Genomic DNA, 17,160 nt, shown 5'->3' on the forward strand with positions numbered 1-17,160 from the left:
ATATAAAAAAGGCATTGACTGACCGATATGTTTGACACTACTATTGATGATATTGATTTCAGCGTATTTGATCGTTTAACTGAAATTCTTGATGTGAGAAGTGATAGAGCGCTTTCTCTTGAGCTAGGTTTGTCACACTCTGGTGTTTCAACAGCGAGAAAGAAAAACACTCTACCCTATAACGCTATCGTTAATACTTGTGTTAAGCGTGGGATCTCACTTGATAAAGTTTTTAATGTGAACGTGAAACATCAGACTGATTTCAATAAAAACGCCTCTGAAGAGTCTACGAAAGTATTGGGAGTTGATGATTTGTTAGCTGCTAATGCATTGGTAGATAAGATTTTAGAGGAACTATTATTTACAAAAAATCTGCCTGCGGAACGTGAACTTGCTATATGTAAAAAGTTGAGACCAATGCTAATTCAAAAGGCGTTTGAGCATAATTTGAATGAAGTGTTTGTTAAAACGATTGCTGAGGGAGCGTTGTATATGGCCTAAAATGGAAAATTATATGTTTAAGAATAAATTTGGTATGTTAATTGGTTTAGCACTAGTAACTTGTAGTGTTTTCGCCCAAGAACCTTTAAGAGATCGCGCTATTATTCAGTATATGAGCGCTGATATTTTACTTCCTGATAATTCCCTTCTTAATGTAGATATGAGTTTTGATTGTGGTAGTGACTTTTCAGAAACTGCCATGATTATCACCAGTGATGCAGGTGCACACTTGTTAGCTACAGCATTTTCAACCCTTTACGGCGCTAATGTTGGAGAGCAAATTTTAAAAAGTTGGAATAATAAAGTTCATGAAAGTGACCCAAGGAAACCAACTTTTTTAGTCGTAACACCTCCTGATAACGCCCAAAAAAATTGGTATGAAAGTGGTATAGCCAAAAGTACCAATAAAGCGGTAAATTATTCAACAAATTCATTAACATCTGTAAACAAAAGTGATGCTGATGATAGCTCGAATATACCAATTGTAAGAGCATATTGTGGTTCAAGAGATCACATAGCTACTACTGCGCAATAGAGTTCACCAGGATAAGTGCGGCCAGTAAAACTGGCATAATAATAAGATGGACACCATTATGACTAAATTAATTACTGTTCTTTTTGCAGCTTTTGCTTGCTTCAATTCGTTAGCATTTAATATGCAGCACTTAAATGCTGCTGCACAAGATGACAACAAGAATATCTATTTTTCTTCTCATGATGGTGTTTATCGTTTTGATGGTAATCACTATTTAAATTTATCTACTATTTCTAACCTACCTAGAAGATGGACAAGTGACGTAATTTACCAAAAGCCAGGTTTGCTTTACATTGCATATAATGACAAAGAAGTTTGGCGCTTTAATCTCAACAACCTAAAAGCAACAAAATTAACCGACATAGTGGCTAATAAACTTGCTGCTAATGAAACTCAATTATTCATGCTAGGTAGAGAACAGTTAACTTTACTTGATCTAGATAGCATGCAAATAAGTCAACCAATAAGTAAAAAGCACAAGATGTTCGATGTTGCTGCATCATCTAGTCATGGATATGTAATGGCTAATGATGGTGTTTATATCGTTAATGGAAACACTTCAAGGTTAATCGATAACTCAACAATTACTAAGGGTGAATTAGTTGCGACTCCATATGGCGCAATTTATTTCTTAAACGATCATTTAGTTTCTTATTCGTATTTAAACGATGTGAAGATAAAGAACACCGAAATTAAAAATGCTCGGCATTTACGATACGCGCCACCGTATTTTCTCTACTATGTAGATAGAGGCTCAATTAATCAGGTTGAGATCACTCAACTCTCATTATTAAGAAAAGGTATAAATCCACGCCCTCATGCATACAAATATCTATTTGTCGACGATGAACAGAACCTATGGACACTTGATGTAAATAGTTTTGAAGTTGTTTCTTCAAAAGTAAAACTTGATAGGTTAGAAGCTGCATCAATTTATAATATCCTTGCACATGTAAATAATGATATTTGGGTAGGAACAGATGAAGGATTATTTGTATACGCTGATGGTAAATACAACGAACTTGAAGCAATAAACAAGCAGATAGCAACAACAGGTTTTTCTGTTACTGCAGTCATTGAAAAGAATAACACCGCTTACATTGCAACTGATCTCGGTGCATATGCTGTTGATTTAAGCACATCTAAAGTAACCAAATTCTTTGACGGCTATGTCATAAACTTGACCCTTATTGAGCAATCTTTATATTTATCTACAAATGATGTTGGCGTTAAGATTTTTGATTTATCGCTAAATGAGCTTAGCTCTGGCTATATTAATAAGTTTTTACCTCATGAAATTGTATGGTCAGTAAGACGACTTGATGACAAGCTTTACATCGCAAACCAGAAAGGCCTTGTAACACTGAATGATAAAGGTGAAGTTACAACAGAATTAGAAATGTATGCACCAGTCGCAGATGTACAATTACTAGGAAATACACTTTACGCAGCAACTTATGGTAACGGCCTCTTTAAAAAGGTTGATGGTCAATGGACAGCTATTGTAAGCCCTCAATACATTAATGAACTGCATTCATTAAGTCAGGAACTATACCTATCAACTAATCAAGGGATTCACAGATTTAAAGTTGATGACGAGTTTACTTCTCTTATCGAAGGGACAGAAGATCATTCATTTACCCCAAATGGGATTTTGTCTATTAGTGATAAGATAATTGCAGCAAGCAATCAAGGCGTTATTAAAGTCGAAAGGAAAAAGCAGAGCAAGATTGCAGACAGCACTATAAGTTACGTAAAAACAAATGATAAAACATATTTAAACCCTGTAAGTTTACGACTTAATAACTCAAGCTGGCTTGATATAGCACTTACTAATTACAGTTACACTTTAAACGATCACATAAGCTATCAATATCGATTGAATGATAGTGAATGGCACGATATCCCTACCCCATTAATTCAGCTTAACAAGTTAAACCCTGATGATTATAAATTAGAGTATCGGAGTAAATTAGATGGCGCTGTTTGGAGCTCCCCTAAGTCATTTAGGTTCTTTGTTACGGGCCCTTGGTATAGCTCTAATACAGCAATGTTGATGTATGTTTTTGTGCTAGTTGTAATCGTAGTTATGTCTACATTGTTTATTTTATTTTGGCTTCAGAGCTTCCACCGTGTATTTAAATCTCATCAAAAGCAGCTACAGCGAGAAGGCTTAAGTGTTGCAGCCCTTAACTTAGCAAATGGTATTACTCTTTGTGGTGGTGATGAAACAATGGTTTGTGAAGGCTTAGTTAAGCTTAGAAAAGCACATGATATTTTAAACCCAATTGCAAATAGTCACGCAAGTTTAGGCCATAACGATCTATCGGGTGCAATTGATATGCTGCACGTTAAATGTATTCAACGCCCAGATATAGACGCTGAATTTAATATTACTCTTGGCAAAGATGTTTTAACCAAGCAGCTGCAGTGCGACATATACACTGTACTATATCATGCTGTTGAGAATGTATTTCAACATGCTCGTGCATCAAAGATTACCGTACATCTAAATAAAGTAAGTAATAGGCTTAGATTAGAAGTTAGAGATAACGGTATTGGCCTTTCAATGTTTGCCTGGTCAGTTAATTTTGGTCTTGGTAAGTATGTTATGGATAAAATAGCAAAAGACTACAAAACACAGATTAAAAGGTATTCTAGTAGAAATGGCACAAGGGTTGTGATTGAGTTCCCTGTAATACTTCAGCCAAAAAATGTTGAGTCTAAAAATGAAAAAGCCCCTATTTAGGGGCTTTCTCTTTTAACTTCTCTCTTATGGCTTCATCAACACGTTTTTCCCAATCACCACACCAACCTTGAGTAATTGCTTGTTCGCATAATGTGATCACATCATCCCAACGTTTTTCCTTTTTATAAACAATCGCAAGTTGCTTGTACCCTGAATGGCTTGGGGCTCTGAAAGGAAAATCAAATACAGACAAACCTTCCCTCTGTGCAGTTCTGGAGATAGCCCTTATATGTTCTTGCTCCATTTGCTTTAAAACATTGCTTGCTAAGTCGATCTGCTTTACAGCATATTCCTTAGCTAAGTCATAATAATTACCTTTATTTCTGTTCAAATAGAACAACTCAAGCATTCGACCGTATAAGAAATGCTTATCCACTACTGAAGTTGAAACATTTATATTACGTTCAGCCTCTTTGTAAATTTTCTCAGCTAATGGCCTATCACCTTCCTTGGAAGAAAACCAACTACCCAATTCTTTGAGGAACTTTACTGTGCTATTACTTGAGTTTGTATAACGACCATCGTCAATTTTACTACCACACATTGGGGTATATTGATCTCGGATACGTGAGCGTTCAGAAGCAGTTAATTCATTTAACCACCACTTTTGGAGGCGGTGATACTTAATCATTCCTTGTGGATTCCGTTCGTTTAACTTTGGTTTATTTGACTCAGGAAAAATGCTTTCCATAATATGATCCCATTAATTTGCTCAACCAATTGATTACATTATCGACAGCATTTTTATATGTAAAGGTTTTTCCCGCAGCACTTGTTACCACCTATCGGTATCTTAGACGCTCAATAATTCTATTTGTTTTAAACCCTATTAATTGAGCGGAGAAAGATGATGACTAACTTAACCTGGACAAAAACAAAGCCAACATTACCAGGGCACTATTGGTTTAGAATTATTGGTGCTGAACACCCATATGTTCGTCAAATTGAAATATTGGATGATCAGCTTTATGTGATTAAACCGGAATACATTGAAATAAAAGAGCTGCTTGTTTCAGAACTTAGCGATGACTTTGAATTTGCTGGGCCAATTGATTTACCAGAAGAACCGGTAGTAACAGCTAAAAAAACAAAGCCCTTTGAGTTTGGGTATACAAGCCCAGGTTTGGATGACAGAGAACAAAATTTGGTAGCCCTTAAATTAATTAAAAACAACCGCGCATTGTTTGAAGAGTTGAGTACGCTTGATGCCAGAGAAGTATTAGAAAAGGCCAGCTTTTGGCTGACCTGTTTGGCTGGGGTTAATGCTAGTTCGTTTGACGAGATTGATTTAGCTTCTCGAGAATTTGCGAAGAACTACGATTTATAAGCTTAATGGCTTCATCTTCGAAGTTAGTATTTGTGCCAGAAGCTTTACCTTTCACCATAAATTCAATGTGAAGCGTTTTAGCCAATGTTAAAACTTGAGCAACATAAAGCTGCTCTAATAATTTATTATCCATAATTTACCTTTTTATGTTGGGTTAAGCCCTCTTAGTTTTTTACTAAGGGGGCTTATTTTTTAGCACAGTTTTAAAAAAAGGGGAAAACGCCTGTAAGCGATTTTAAGGCGTGTGTTTTTGTTATTGGCTGTAATGGCTCGTGTTTAAATCGTTTAAACGCTCTCAGTTAAATTTAAACACGGTTTAAACTTGGTTTAATGATTATTTAAAGGTGTAAATGTTTAGTTTTGGGTCTTAGATGTTTTTAAACCATCTGCTTTGTGTGTATTATTCAAAAAACAAATAATAATACATATAGGGAAATACAAGAATGGTTAAAGAGTATCTCATTTTACGCTACTCACTAGTGGAAGAAGCGCAAAAAGTTCTTAATGTAAAAGAAATCCCACCTATTAAAGGTCACGCAATTTTACCAGCGATCAAAAATGATAGAGAGCTTAAATCTGCTGGGGTTTTATATAGTGTACTTGGATTTAAGGGGTTAGAACCCTCTTTTGGATATGATTTCCCAAGTGAGCGGTTTTATTATGGAAAATTAGCAAAACTAAAGAAACAACAAACCGGTGAAAAAGTTCCAGGTGATATTGTAGAAGTACTGCATGATAACTGGATCCCCCTTTCAGTTGTAATCGATATTCAAACCCAGCACATATTTGTTAGGAAAGATTGGCGTTTCGGCGACCCTGAGCATATAGCAAGAGCTTTGCAGGCAGCTTTTACAGATCCAATTCTTGCAACTTACAATCATCGCATTTTTATTGAAGGTAAATCCGAATCAGCTAAGTTTTGGAATATTGTAGACTCAAAAAGTAAAATATATAGACTAGAATTTAAATTAATTTCTCCAAACATATTAGATACAAACCAGAAAGCAAGGGACGCTGTAGAATCATTAAAAGATATATTTGGACAAGATGAAATTGACATTACTTTGAAAAGTGATTCTGGCGATTTAAAAGTTCCTGAAGCGCCTGTTGCAAACTATCTAGAGTATATTGCCGAAGGCGAAGGGAGCTGGAGTGTCGTTACCGAAGGTGAAAGGGGTGGCAAAAAGGCGCATAGTAGTAACGAAAATATAGATACAGTAACCCTACCATCTATTGATAATGAGAGTGAAACTGATGACTCTCAAATGGAGTTAGGTGAAAAAGCTGATTCTGTGCATACCTTAAATTATAAAGAGTCAAATTTAGGTGCTGAAGTTTATGCGACAATTAAACATATGGGTAAAAATTAAAAAGCCATTATTTATTGGCCTATACATTTTAGCCTCTTTAATTCTATGTTTTGCGGTTTTACACATAACTAACGGGGCTTCAAAAAAGTTATTTGATAATGTATTGGATGTTTTTCCTTTTTTTGTAACAGCTGCAAGTGCACTTACATGGGCGTTGTTCAACTACATTGAAGGTGTTTTAAAAGATGTTAGTGAACTAAAAGGTGATCAAAAAAAAATAGATAAAGCTATAAATGCCTTGACTGATTTAAAAAATGAAGTGATTAGCAATGCTGCTTTTATCATTTTTTTATTGATTTTAGATGCAGTGCTTAATGGTATCTCTAGCTTTTATGGGGAGGATTCAACCCTTATACAGTGGCTCATTTTATCCGTGAGAGGGTGTATCATTTTCTTAGCAATTTATGCTGCATTTGATCAGTTTCAAGGTTTTAAGACAGCACAACAATTTAGATTAGTGATTAATCAAATTAAAAATAAAGCTAAATCATAATGCCTTGAAAGTAATAGATATAACCCGCAGTTAGCGGGTTTTTTTTACTTCTTTTTTATGTGCGCATTTATTTGAACAATATAATTCGCCGTTTACCTTGATAGGTTTGTATAGTGGGTCGTTACATGATTTACATAGTAAGAATGGGTGAGCATGAAGTTCATATTCAGAGCAATGATCATCTAGACATGATTGCTCTTTATTAGTAAGAGCTGTTTGATAACTTGAACAGTGGGCCATAAAAATTCCTTGCGACTTTTTTGATACCCGCTTAGCCTATATTAGTTACCCCATACCCTTAGCTGTAAAGTCTTTTCCAGCAGTCTCCCCTTTCTTTGATTCATAAACTAGGTGCCAGTTAATTCATTTTTGGCACTTACATCATGGCAAAGAAAGCAAGCACAAATACTCAGTTCGATTGGTTTGAAGTTTTTAAAGCTGGTACCCAAACAGACAGCAAAGGCAATACCCAAACTTTTAGTAACGCTGATTTAAATAGCGTTGTTACTAACTTCACACCTAAAACCGCACCGCTTGTTATCGGCCACCCTAAAATGGATTCACCTGCATGGGGTTGGGCCAGTGAACTAAAAGCCGAAGACGGCGTACTTTACGCTAAAGCAGATGAAGTAAGCAGCGAGTTTGCACAAGCTGTTGAAGATAAGCGCTACCCTAACCGCTCAGTTAAATTAGAAAAAGTCGGAAACGGCTACAAACTTGCCCACATTGGTTACTTAGGTGGCAAGCCTCCTGCTGTTGACGGTTTAGCCTGGCAATTTAACCAGGATGAAAATGCCGACACCCTTACCTTTGAATTTGCTGCAGGTGATATGGACAGTATATCGCTACGCACATCAAACACCCTCACACGCCTTATGGGCAATTTACGCAACTTTATTACTGACCGTTTTGGTAGTGAAGCGGCAGATAAAGTTGTGCCCGAATACGAATCAGAGTGGTTAAAAGAAGAAACCATTATTGCTGAGCATGAGCGAGCCAAAGGTAACGCCGAATTTAGTAAAGGTGGCGATGATGATGACGCCACGCCCCCGACCAATGAGGACAATGCGATGGATGAAGAAGAAAAGAAAGCACTTCAAGACCAGCTTGATGCAGCCAATGCCAAGAACAAGCAACTTGAATACAACCAGCGTGTAACAGCCGCTAAAACGTTTATCAGTGACGAAGTTAACAGTGGCGATGCACCGCGCTTAACTAACACTGATGGCGTTGCTGAGTTTATGGCAAGCCTAGACGATGGCGACACAACGTTTGAGTTCGCTGCAGCGGATGGTGAGAGTAAAACGCTTAAACCAGCAGAATGGTTTAAAGGCTTTTTAAAAGGCTTACCAGAGCAAACTGGCTTAACCAGCGAGTTTAATAAAGATGATACAGACGGTGAAGATAGTAACGACACTGCTGAAACGCTCGCTGCTAAAGCGCTTGAGTATCAAAAGTCACAATCTGACAAAGGCATTACGATTAGTATCTCGTCTGCGTTAGACCACATTAAGAAGGCATAAAATCATGGCACAACCAGGATTTATTAGAAACTTTACTTCAGAGGGTGAAATCCCCCCTAATCGCCTCTGCATTGTATCTGCAGCCGCTGACTTTCAAGTTGCGTTAGCAACTGGTGCTGATGCCATGTTTGCAGGTGTAACAGAGCAAGGAACCGATGACCACTTACGCATTGATGTTGTGATGACGCAAAGCGCACCGGTTGAATTTGGTGAAGAGCTTGTAGCTGGCACACCTGTGATTGCAGACGCAGAAGGCAAAGCCATTGCATTTGACGTAGCAAACTTTGTTGGTGAAGCCGAGCTTTATGTTGCTGGCTGGGTTATGGAAGACGGGGCTGCAGGCACGATTGGTGATGTGTTTCTGAACCCACATCTTGTAGCAAATATTCCAAGTGCTTAAGCGCTTGGGCAATTAAAACTAACTATTTAAGGATTTTGCCATGAGTAATGGTATGCCATTTACACCCGATACAGAGCAAACGGCTATTGCCATTGCTTATCGAAATCGAGCGCTAGTTGCTGATCAGTTAGCGCCTTATTCACCCGTTAATTTACGTACATACAAATGGACTGAATTTAAAAAAGGTGAAAAATTTACGCTGACCGATTCTAAAATTGGCCGTAAATCGAGTCCTAACCAAGTTGAATTTGGTGTTGAACAAAAAACAGGCTCAGTGACTGACTATGGTCTGTCTGACATTATTCCTAATGATGATGTTACCAATGCACCAGCTAACTATAACCCGCGCACTCATGCGGCTGAAAGCTTAACAGATCTTGTACTACTTCAGCGTGAAGTTCGTGTTGCCGAGCTGTATAACAAAGCCGCTAACTTTGGCTATAACCACTCTCTTGCTGCTGCAGAGTTTAAGTTTCTAGATGATCCAGAACTGGATATCTTGCCGTTCTTCCTTGAAATGCTTGATGAGCCGTTAATGCGTCCAAACGCGATGACCTTATCACAAAAGGTGGCTACCAAGTTACGTACACACCCTAAATTGCTCAAAGCATTTAATGGTACGAGTGGAGACCAGGGCTTAGTGCCATGGAGCTACATTAAAGAAACTCTCGAACTTGAGCATGTGACCGTTGGCCAAGCGCGTTTAGATACAGCTAAAAAAGGCCAAGAAGTAAACCTACAAAGTGCATGGAAAGACAGCTTATCGTTTACCTATCACGACCCGCTTGCGTCGTTCCAAAATAACCGTATGACATTTGCATTGACTGCACGTTACGGCGCACGAACGTCAGGCAATCGTGATGTATCAGCTGGTTTAAATGGCGGCGTTGAAATTATGGTTGGTGAAGCCGTTCAAGAGCAAATTATTGCTAAAGACTGCGGCATCTTACTGACCAATGTACTGAACCCGAATTAATTAACGCATTGTTCCCTGTAAAAGGCTCTTAGTCTCCTTAGTTTCCTAAGAGCCTTTTTTTACTAACTGAGGCATGTATGTTTACGACAACTCAAACAGTTATCGACAAAATTGGCATTAATGTGCTGTTGCAATTTGTGTCTGCAAAATTTGCAGAGCCAGGTGCATACCCTACCCGTGAAGATTTAGAAACGGCGTTACTAGGTGAACCTGAAACAGAGTTGCAACAGCAGATTGCTGCATGGTACAGCGAAGCACAAAAAGACGTTAACGCCACTATTACGGGCTTTGTCGCGCGTTTTAAGTTAACACAAGACGATATTAACTCGTCGGTTTTGCCAGGCATTGCGATTGATTTAATGCACTGCGAATTGGCAACCAATATCGCCGACGAACACCTTAAAGAACTGAGTAAAAAGGCCATGGCCCTATTAGACAAAGTTAGTAAAGGTGTGATCCAAATTAAGGAAGATGCGCCTGCAGGCTCAAGAACTGGGATGCGAACAAAAGCTGCAGGCTCTCAATTTGACTGGGACAGGTACTAACGATGGCTGGGGTATTTATCGATATATCGGGTAATGCACTGCCCCGCCTGAACCAAATTGCAACTACCAGTGAAAGAGCTACCGATGTATTGGACGATATCGGCGCATTTTTAGACATGGACGTCACCACCCGCTTTTTACGTGAAATGACACCTGAAGGGCGTAAGTGGGAACAGTCACAGGCAGCAAAAGACCGTGGCGGTTTAACACTAACCGATACACGCAGCTTAGCTGGCTCTGTTACACACAACGTAAGCTACAACACGTTAGTGCATGGCCTTGGTGAAAAGCATGCCGCTATACATCACTTTGGTGGTGAAACAGGACGCAATAAAAGCGTAAAGCTACCAGCGCGACCAATACTCGGTATTGCAGCAATACAAGAAGCTGAAATTAACGAACTCATAGAAGACTGGTTAATTTAAAGTGAGTTTAAAGAGGGTTTAAATGTCATTTAACTTTGATTTAAACAAGGTCGAAACTGTCCTTAAACAATCTGCAATTAGAGCAACGCTTGGGTTTTCAAGTGACTTTAACGAAGTGAGGAAACGTGCGGTGCATAGTTCGCACCTGTTTGTTTTGCCCCTTGCTGAAGATAACCAGAACACAAACCAAGTACCAGGGCTTGATGAATACCAGGTACATGAAACATTTGCAGTGATGATTGTTATTCCTTGCCTAACGGGCAACGCAACGAGTAATGCCGAAATTAAAGAGTTAAGAGGCCAAGTGAAAGAAGCCATAGCAGGTTGCCAGTTTCAAGGATGGGACCCGATTAAGCTAGATAAAGGCCGCACTGTTGAACTTAACAAAGAAACAAACAACTTAATTTATCAGTGCCAGTTCAGTGTAACTGGTATTCATACCGTAACTGTGAAGGTGATGCCATGAGCAAACAAACCGAATCGCAATCTACAAAACCAGTACCAGAAAAAGGCGTTGTTATTACTGAGCCTAAAGTGTCTCGTGCTATGGCCATTGCGAACAATGTAAATAAAGTACTTTCGAGTAATAAGGCCAATCGAGAAGAACTGGCAGGTTCATTTAACTTGAAAGATGGCGAGTTAATTAAAGTGGAGAGTCAATCATGAGCTGGCGCTTTAAAGATAAATTAATTTTAGCGGATGCCTTGGGCACCACTTTAACGGGTATGCATGCAATTTATGCAAGTGAAGTTGAATTAACCATCGAGAGCGAAAGTGAAAAAGACGAGCTCGAAACTAGCTACAGCGGTGCAAGTCTAGAAACGTTTTACGGTGAGCATATAAGCCTTAACTTTAAAACCCCCTTAGCCATGAGTGGCGTTGCAGGTAATGCACCTGCCTTTGCTCCCCTGCTGCTTGCTTGTGGCATGGTACAAGTAGCTGATGCTACCAGTGTGACATTTACAAAAGGTGCAGCCGTTGCAGCTAAGTGCTTAGTTCGCTTTGGTAAGAACACGCACTCAATCAGTGAAATGAAAGGCAACGTGAGCTTACAGCTTGAAAAAGGTAAGCCAATGCTTAACTGGCAATTTAAGGGCTTGTTTAGTGCCCCTATTGCAAGTGCCGCTGCACCGGTTGTTGATTGGGACCGTTGGGTTCGCCCTGAAGTATTGGGTGTTAGTAATAGCTCTGACTTCAAGTTAGATGATGTGAAACGGACCCTACATAAGCTTACCGTTGATTTGGGTAATAACGTGGTGTTTGACCGTGCCATTAACCACGAAGAAATTATGATCACCGGTCATGAGAGCAGTGCCAATTTCACACTGACAGCTGAAGAACTGGCGAACTTCAACCCATTTGAAACGGTTGGCCAAGTGCAGATGTTCGAATTTACGCATGGTACCGAAGCAGGCAAAAAAGTCAGCATTATTGGCCGCTACCAAATGCCACAGCCTAAGTATACAAGCCTTGATTCTGAATTAACCGGCTATGAGTTTGACGGCAAATTAGTTCCCAGTGGTGCAGGCTACGATGAATTAACCTTTGTGTTTGAGTAAGGGGATGCGTTTTCAAGCAATCAATATGACCAACACTGACACTGGGGAAATTGAATTCTTTACGGTCATTGCAAAGGTTAAAGGTAAAGCGCCTAGCTACTGTCGAGACAGTAAAGGCATTTTAAAGTTTAGCAGCCTAAAGGATGCGAAGGCTGAAGCTAAACGATTAACTGATGAATTAAAGTGAGCATGAAATGAAATTGAAACTACTGAATGAATTGAAAAATGCAACCGCTGAAGCGCCGTTAAATTTTACCTTTGGTGGGGTGCAGTTCAAATTTACAGCGAAAATTAAAATTGTTGATGAAAAAACGCTTGAAGAACTTACTGGCAAACAAGGCGCGAATGATAAGGAAATTGTTCGTGACTTACTTATTGGCTGGGATGAGTTTGTGGATGAAGGCAAGCAAGTGCCCTTTACAACCGACACTCTGGAAGAAATGCTTGATTACCTAGGCTTAACCGCACGGCTCAGTGTTGAGTGTATTAACGCGCAATACCGTGTACAGGAAAAAAACTAAACGATGTTGCTAGGTGGTTTGTGGGCGACCTAGCAACACAAAGCCAAACATTAGATGACGACGAAGCCCATTTTGGCGCACCCGTAAAGGCTGCGCCTAAAAACGACAAAGACGACACATTATTTGTATTGCCGGCTAATCACGTTGCAGTAATCGCTATAACCACCGCATCGAGTCAATGGCAGTTAGATAATAACGGGGTTGAATTTGCCCTTGATTATGCCAGGGCTGATATTGCATGGCGCTATGCAAACATAACACTGTCCCCACCCGACTTTGACAAAGTACAAACACTTGAGCGCACCATAATTGGATTGATAAGGCGACCTGATGAGCAACAACTTGAATTTGGCGTTACGCTTAAGTTATGACGGCAAAGCTGTTACTGCAGGTGCTCGCCAGAACGTAAACGAACTCAACCGAATTAACCAGGCTGTACAGCGCCAAAGTGCAGCCAACCAACAATTAGGTGTAAGCCAAGCAGCGGTGATGCGCCAACAAGGCGCGATGACACGCCAGCTCGGTTTAATGAATACGGCTTACGGCCAATTAGGAGCAACGCTCACTACCCTGGTGAGCATTGGTACTGCGACGATGTTTGTACGTGATACCGGTGCTGCACAACTTCTCGATACTCGATTGAAGGGCTTAACAAGCTCAGTACGTGAATATGAAAAGGTACAAGCCTATTTATTTGAAACGTCTGACCGACTGAATACCAGTTACACCACCCTCGCCGATTCATACAGTAAAATATTAACCCTGCAAGATGCAGGTGTTGTTACCCAAGAGCAAGGCATTGCAATACTTGAAGGTATGGCCAATGCAGCCGCTAAAACAGGTGCCAGTAATGTACAACTAGGCCAAAGCTTGTTTGGTATGACACAAGGCATGACTGCGGGTGTGTTACGTGCTGAAGAGCTAAACCAAGTCACTGAGCCAATGCCTGGCTTATTACAAAAACTAGATAAAGCAGCAGGTAAAGCCGCTGGCGGTTTTAGACAAATGGTGAACGATGGCCAAGTAACAAGCCAAATGTTCAAAAACTATTTGATCAAAGCGCTAGAAGATTATGCCGGTGCAGCTGAAGCGACCGAAGGAAAGATAAACGCAAGCTTTGCTGAAATGGGCAATGAATACCAGCGTTTAATACGTAAATATGAAGAGCCAGTTAACTTTGCTGTTACCAGTGTTGTTGACAGTATATCTGACACAATGGCGTATTTACGCGAGAACGAAGAGGTTGTAGACGACTTAGTATTTGCTACAGGTGCATTAGCAACAGTTCTAGCTGGGCGTTTAGTGTCAAGCTTGGCTGCAAGTGCGCAGGGGTACATTGCAAATATAGCCGCAAAGAACCAAGCAATACTTGCTGATGCTGCCCTGGCTAAACAAGCAAAGGTAAATGCGATTGCTGAGCGGGAACGTGCGTTATATGAAAATGCAGCGGCAAAACGCCAACTAGCAGCTGCATCAACTGCTGGTACGCGTGCAATGGCCATTACACGTTTAGCCGCAACGAACAATAGAGCAGCTGCCTCTGAAGCTAATCTAGCTGCAGCAACAAATGCATATACTGTCGCGGCGACTAGAGCAACTGTTGCATCACGAGGGTTAAGTGTTGCCATGGGATTTTTAGGTGGCCCTGTTGGTGTGATCATGACCGCTGGCCTCGCCCTTGCCTACTTTGCTAGTCAAAGTGACACATCAAGCGTGGCCGCTAAAAAGCTTGAAACAAACCTTTATGATCTATCTACTGCATTTGATTCACTTGCCAATAAAAAAGCCACTACACAACTACGTAATAATCAAAATGAAATCAGTAAATACAGTAAAAATATTGAAGATGCCTATAGCAAAATTGCTGATTTAAAAGCGCAACAAGACCAAGCACCAACTGGGCGTGCAGCTTCAGCGTACAGTCGTCAAATTAGACGATTAGAATCGTACATTGATAAGCAAACAGAGTTACGCGCTAAGTTAATGGACACGGCCACAGAGATTGCTAACTTTGAAAAGAACTTAAGCGAGATTAAGTGGACCGCACCTAAGTCTGACCAACCTGAATCTGCATCGGAATTACCTGAGAATATTAAACGGTTACAAGAGCGCTTAGCGGGTGAGGAAGCAAGGCTGAAGATCAGTTACGATAAACAACGCCAAATGGTGATCACTGCCCGTGAAAACGATGTAGCTAATAAAGCAAAATACGATGCAATACTTAAACAGTTAGACACAAAGTATTCTGACGATGTAAACGCGTTAGTCGAAAAGCGTGAAGCTGAAAAAATTCGTATTCAAAACCAAGCGGAAGAAAAGCGTAAAAATGACTTACGCAGAGATCTAGATAATCGTATAGCGATTATTAAAGGGTTTGCAGATAGAGAGCAACTAGCGGCCTATAATAATGAGCTACGTGTTGAGCAAGCAAGGCAACAAGCACGAGTTGATGCAAAACGCCGCGCTACTTTAGGTTTGGCTGCTAACGATGACAGTGGCGAGCTGCAATACAACGCGGATAATCAAATTCGTGATCTTGAGCGTCAAACTGAATTAAATGCAGCTGCCGGCTATTATTCTCAGCGTGAAGCTGATGAGGCTGCACATCAAGAGCGTTTATTTCAAATTAAGAACCGCTATGCCGGTGCCTTGCAAAGTAACATTGTTGCCTTTGCTAACTTTGAGAAACAAACTGAAGCAGACAAAGCACAGGCAATTGTAGGGTTAGGCGCTGCTACTTTCAAAAGTATGGCAGGCCAAAGTAAAAAGGCATTTAAAGCATACAAAGCATTTGCTATTGCCCAAGCAGTAATCAATACATACCAAAGTGCCACTGGAGCCTTTACCTCGCTTGCACCAATCCCTTTCGTTGGTCCTGTACTTGGTGGTATTGCAGCAGCTGCAGCGATTATGCAAGGTATGCAACAAGTCAGACAAATTAAAGCACAGCAACCAGCAGGTATTGCGCACGGTGGTTTAGATTACGTACCTAATGAATCTACCTATGTATTACAACGTGGTGAACGTGTATTAAGCCCTAAACAAAACATTGAAATTAGCCAAATGGCGCGCCGCTATAACGCAGGAACCGCTGCAGCTAATGATTCAGTTAGTCGTGGTATTACGTTAAATATAACAAACCAAATTAACGTACAAGGCTCAGCAAGTGAGCAAAATGCTCAGCTTATTGGCCAAGATATTGCGCGTGAAGTGGTAAGTGTTGTAGTAGAAAACATTCAAAGCAATGGTGCAATTATCCGCTCCATTCGTGGCGCTGCTTAGTTGTTAAGTAATTGAGATTCGTGTAAAAAGGAGTTTTATACAAGGGAATGTTGCTATGACTAAAAAGACTAATGATGTAAATAAAAATCTAACCAAGTACCTGCCATGGCTGTTGTTGTTGCCGATAACTTTATTAATAGTCTTTTGCTTTATGTTTTTTTCAGATTTTCCTGTCTATCTGGGAACCGAACAATCTTGGCTAAATACAGCAAGCATTGTAAATGGGTTTGTAACTCCAATTCTTACATTTGCGACGATTATACTACTGTGGTTGACTTGGAATACGAGCAAGAAAGAACTTCAAGAAACCAGAGAGCAGCTTAGTTTTCAATCTTCAAGAGATACTTTATTAATTATCCTTGATGATTTGCTTGTAACTTTAAATTCTGATGCGTCCCCTACGAGTTCACAGATTGAAAGTTGTGCTGAATGGAAAATAAAAATAGGCTTTAGCGCAAACGAAACAGCCAATTTAAAAAGGCTAGCGAATATTGATTTTCAGGATTGTTATTTAGGTGAGATGGCTAATGTAATAAAAAATAGCTTTGAAGATAAGGGAGAACGACCATTACAAAACATGGTCAAACACTATATAACTTTTCGAAATTTTGAAAGTTTAAGTCAAACCGATATTGATAATGGCATTTATGGTTACCTTATCTATACACAATACTTATTTTCAGTAGAAACAAACAAATCTTACTTTGAGAGTGCTATAGAAGGAATCGTTTCTATAATGGGTGAAATAAGTACGACAAAAAAGTTTCAACTATTGTCCCAAGTTATTTTTTGCAAACTTACACTTGAAGTTGTAGCTTACTTCTTATTACATTTACTCATTAGGTGTGAGAGTGAATCACCCTGTAATCCTGAAAAAGCCATTTTAGAGGGGGAAATTAAAGTTTTAAATGATATATTTCGTTCTACTGGGAGAATAGATTCAGTATATAATGA

The 17,160-nt window shown here is 39.7% G+C and carries 21 protein-coding genes; 19 read left to right on the plus strand and 2 right to left on the minus strand.

The features are described 5' to 3' along the window. Positions 1–27 precede the first annotated feature (27 nt). Genes L1D46_RS15575 through L1D46_RS15585 form a run of 3 tightly spaced genes read left to right on the plus strand, consistent with a single transcriptional unit; the run spans position 28 to position 3,785 of the window. Positions 28–501 (plus strand): helix-turn-helix domain-containing protein, encoded by a 474-nt coding sequence (locus L1D46_RS15575; RefSeq protein ID WP_239977824.1) that lies wholly within the window; start codon positions 28–30, stop codon positions 499–501. Between the two features lie 13 nt (positions 502–514). Continuing rightward, complete coding sequence (locus tag L1D46_RS15580; protein WP_239977825.1) at positions 515–1,036, plus strand: hypothetical protein; 522 nt, start codon at positions 515–517, stop codon at positions 1,034–1,036. 58 nt (positions 1,037–1,094) lie between these two features. Further along, a complete protein-coding gene (locus L1D46_RS15585) occupies positions 1,095–3,785 on the plus strand; it encodes an ATP-binding protein (RefSeq protein WP_239977826.1) in 2,691 nt (896 codons plus the stop codon). Here the strand turns inward: L1D46_RS15585 and L1D46_RS15590 are convergent. Next, positions 3,778–4,476 carry a hypothetical protein gene (locus L1D46_RS15590; RefSeq protein ID WP_239977827.1) on the minus strand — a complete coding sequence of 233 codons (699 nt, stop codon included), beginning with the start codon at positions 4,474–4,476 and terminating at the stop codon, positions 3,778–3,780. The two genes, L1D46_RS15585 and L1D46_RS15590, sit on opposite strands and share 8 nt — an antisense overlap. 156 nt (positions 4,477–4,632) lie before the next feature. Between L1D46_RS15590 and L1D46_RS15595 the strand changes: the two genes are divergently transcribed. The 3 genes from L1D46_RS15595 (at position 4,633) to L1D46_RS15605 (ending at position 6,975) form a co-directional block, all read left to right on the plus strand. Continuing rightward, positions 4,633–5,112: a hypothetical protein gene (locus L1D46_RS15595; protein WP_239977828.1), complete on the plus strand. Its 480-nt coding sequence runs from the start codon at positions 4,633–4,635 to the stop codon at positions 5,110–5,112. A gap of 443 nt (positions 5,113–5,555) precedes the next feature. Further along, positions 5,556–6,482, plus strand: coding sequence for a hypothetical protein (locus L1D46_RS15600; protein WP_239977829.1), 927 nt, complete (start codon positions 5,556–5,558; stop codon positions 6,480–6,482). Next, the gene (locus L1D46_RS15605; RefSeq protein ID WP_239977830.1) at positions 6,451–6,975 is read left to right on the plus strand and encodes a hypothetical protein; all 525 of its coding nucleotides are present in this window, start codon (positions 6,451–6,453) and stop codon (positions 6,973–6,975) included. The genes L1D46_RS15600 and L1D46_RS15605 overlap by 32 nt, the downstream gene beginning before the upstream one ends. Before the next feature lie 30 nt (positions 6,976–7,005). On the opposite strand, the gene L1D46_RS15610 is transcribed toward L1D46_RS15605, so the two are convergent. Continuing rightward, positions 7,006–7,215, minus strand: coding sequence for a hypothetical protein (locus L1D46_RS15610; protein ID WP_239977831.1), 210 nt, complete (start codon positions 7,213–7,215; stop codon positions 7,006–7,008). Positions 7,216–7,358: 143 nt separating this feature from the next. On the opposite strand from L1D46_RS15610, the gene L1D46_RS15615 reads away from it, so the two are divergent. The 13 genes from L1D46_RS15615 to L1D46_RS15675 all read left to right on the plus strand — a co-directional run. Further along, on the plus strand, positions 7,359–8,498 hold the full coding sequence (locus L1D46_RS15615) for a hypothetical protein (RefSeq protein ID WP_239977832.1): 1,140 nt from the start codon (positions 7,359–7,361) through the stop codon (positions 8,496–8,498). Between the two features lie 4 nt (positions 8,499–8,502). Further along, positions 8,503–8,898, plus strand: coding sequence for a hypothetical protein (locus tag L1D46_RS15620; RefSeq protein ID WP_239977833.1), 396 nt, complete (start codon positions 8,503–8,505; stop codon positions 8,896–8,898). A 40-nt stretch (positions 8,899–8,938) separates the two neighbouring features. Further along, entirely contained in the window at positions 8,939–9,874 is a 936-nt protein-coding gene (locus tag L1D46_RS15625) for a capsid protein (RefSeq protein WP_239977834.1), read from the plus strand. Positions 9,875–9,951: 77 nt separating this feature from the next. Beyond that, the gene (locus L1D46_RS15630; protein ID WP_239977835.1) at positions 9,952–10,419 is read left to right on the plus strand and encodes a phage protein Gp36 family protein; all 468 of its coding nucleotides are present in this window, start codon (positions 9,952–9,954) and stop codon (positions 10,417–10,419) included. 2 nt (positions 10,420–10,421) lie between these two features. Continuing rightward, positions 10,422–10,844: a phage virion morphogenesis protein gene (locus L1D46_RS15635; protein ID WP_239977836.1), complete on the plus strand. Its 423-nt coding sequence runs from the start codon at positions 10,422–10,424 to the stop codon at positions 10,842–10,844. A gap of 22 nt (positions 10,845–10,866) precedes the next feature. Further along, positions 10,867–11,310: a hypothetical protein gene (locus L1D46_RS15640; RefSeq protein ID WP_239977837.1), complete on the plus strand. Its 444-nt coding sequence runs from the start codon at positions 10,867–10,869 to the stop codon at positions 11,308–11,310. Further along, positions 11,307–11,510 carry a hypothetical protein gene (locus L1D46_RS15645; protein ID WP_239977838.1) on the plus strand — a complete coding sequence of 68 codons (204 nt, stop codon included), beginning with the start codon at positions 11,307–11,309 and terminating at the stop codon, positions 11,508–11,510. Before L1D46_RS15640 ends, L1D46_RS15645 begins: the two co-directional genes overlap by 4 nt. Further along, the gene (locus L1D46_RS15650; RefSeq protein ID WP_239977839.1) at positions 11,507–12,403 is read left to right on the plus strand and encodes a hypothetical protein; all 897 of its coding nucleotides are present in this window, start codon (positions 11,507–11,509) and stop codon (positions 12,401–12,403) included. The genes L1D46_RS15645 and L1D46_RS15650 overlap by 4 nt, the downstream gene beginning before the upstream one ends. 25 nt (positions 12,404–12,428) lie before the next feature. Beyond that, the gene (locus L1D46_RS15655; RefSeq protein WP_239977840.1) at positions 12,429–12,590 is read left to right on the plus strand and encodes a hypothetical protein; all 162 of its coding nucleotides are present in this window, start codon (positions 12,429–12,431) and stop codon (positions 12,588–12,590) included. A gap of 7 nt (positions 12,591–12,597) precedes the next feature. Continuing rightward, on the plus strand, positions 12,598–12,924 hold the full coding sequence (locus L1D46_RS15660) for a hypothetical protein (RefSeq protein ID WP_239977841.1): 327 nt from the start codon (positions 12,598–12,600) through the stop codon (positions 12,922–12,924). 20 nt (positions 12,925–12,944) lie between these two features. Then, positions 12,945–13,295, plus strand: a complete 351-nt coding sequence (locus L1D46_RS15665) for a hypothetical protein (RefSeq protein WP_239977842.1) — start codon at positions 12,945–12,947, stop codon at positions 13,293–13,295. Next, on the plus strand, positions 13,255–16,206 hold the full coding sequence (locus L1D46_RS15670) for a tape measure protein (RefSeq protein ID WP_239977843.1): 2,952 nt from the start codon (positions 13,255–13,257) through the stop codon (positions 16,204–16,206). The genes L1D46_RS15665 and L1D46_RS15670 overlap by 41 nt, the downstream gene beginning before the upstream one ends. Before the next feature lie 55 nt (positions 16,207–16,261). After that, the coding region (locus tag L1D46_RS15675; protein ID WP_239977844.1) for a hypothetical protein at positions 16,262–17,160 on the plus strand (899 nt) is incomplete at its 3' end.

Origin of the sequence: Pseudoalteromonas sp. Isolate3, from assembly GCF_022398505.1 — a bacterium.
Classification (GTDB): domain Bacteria; phylum Pseudomonadota; class Gammaproteobacteria; order Enterobacterales; family Alteromonadaceae; genus Pseudoalteromonas; species Pseudoalteromonas apostichopi.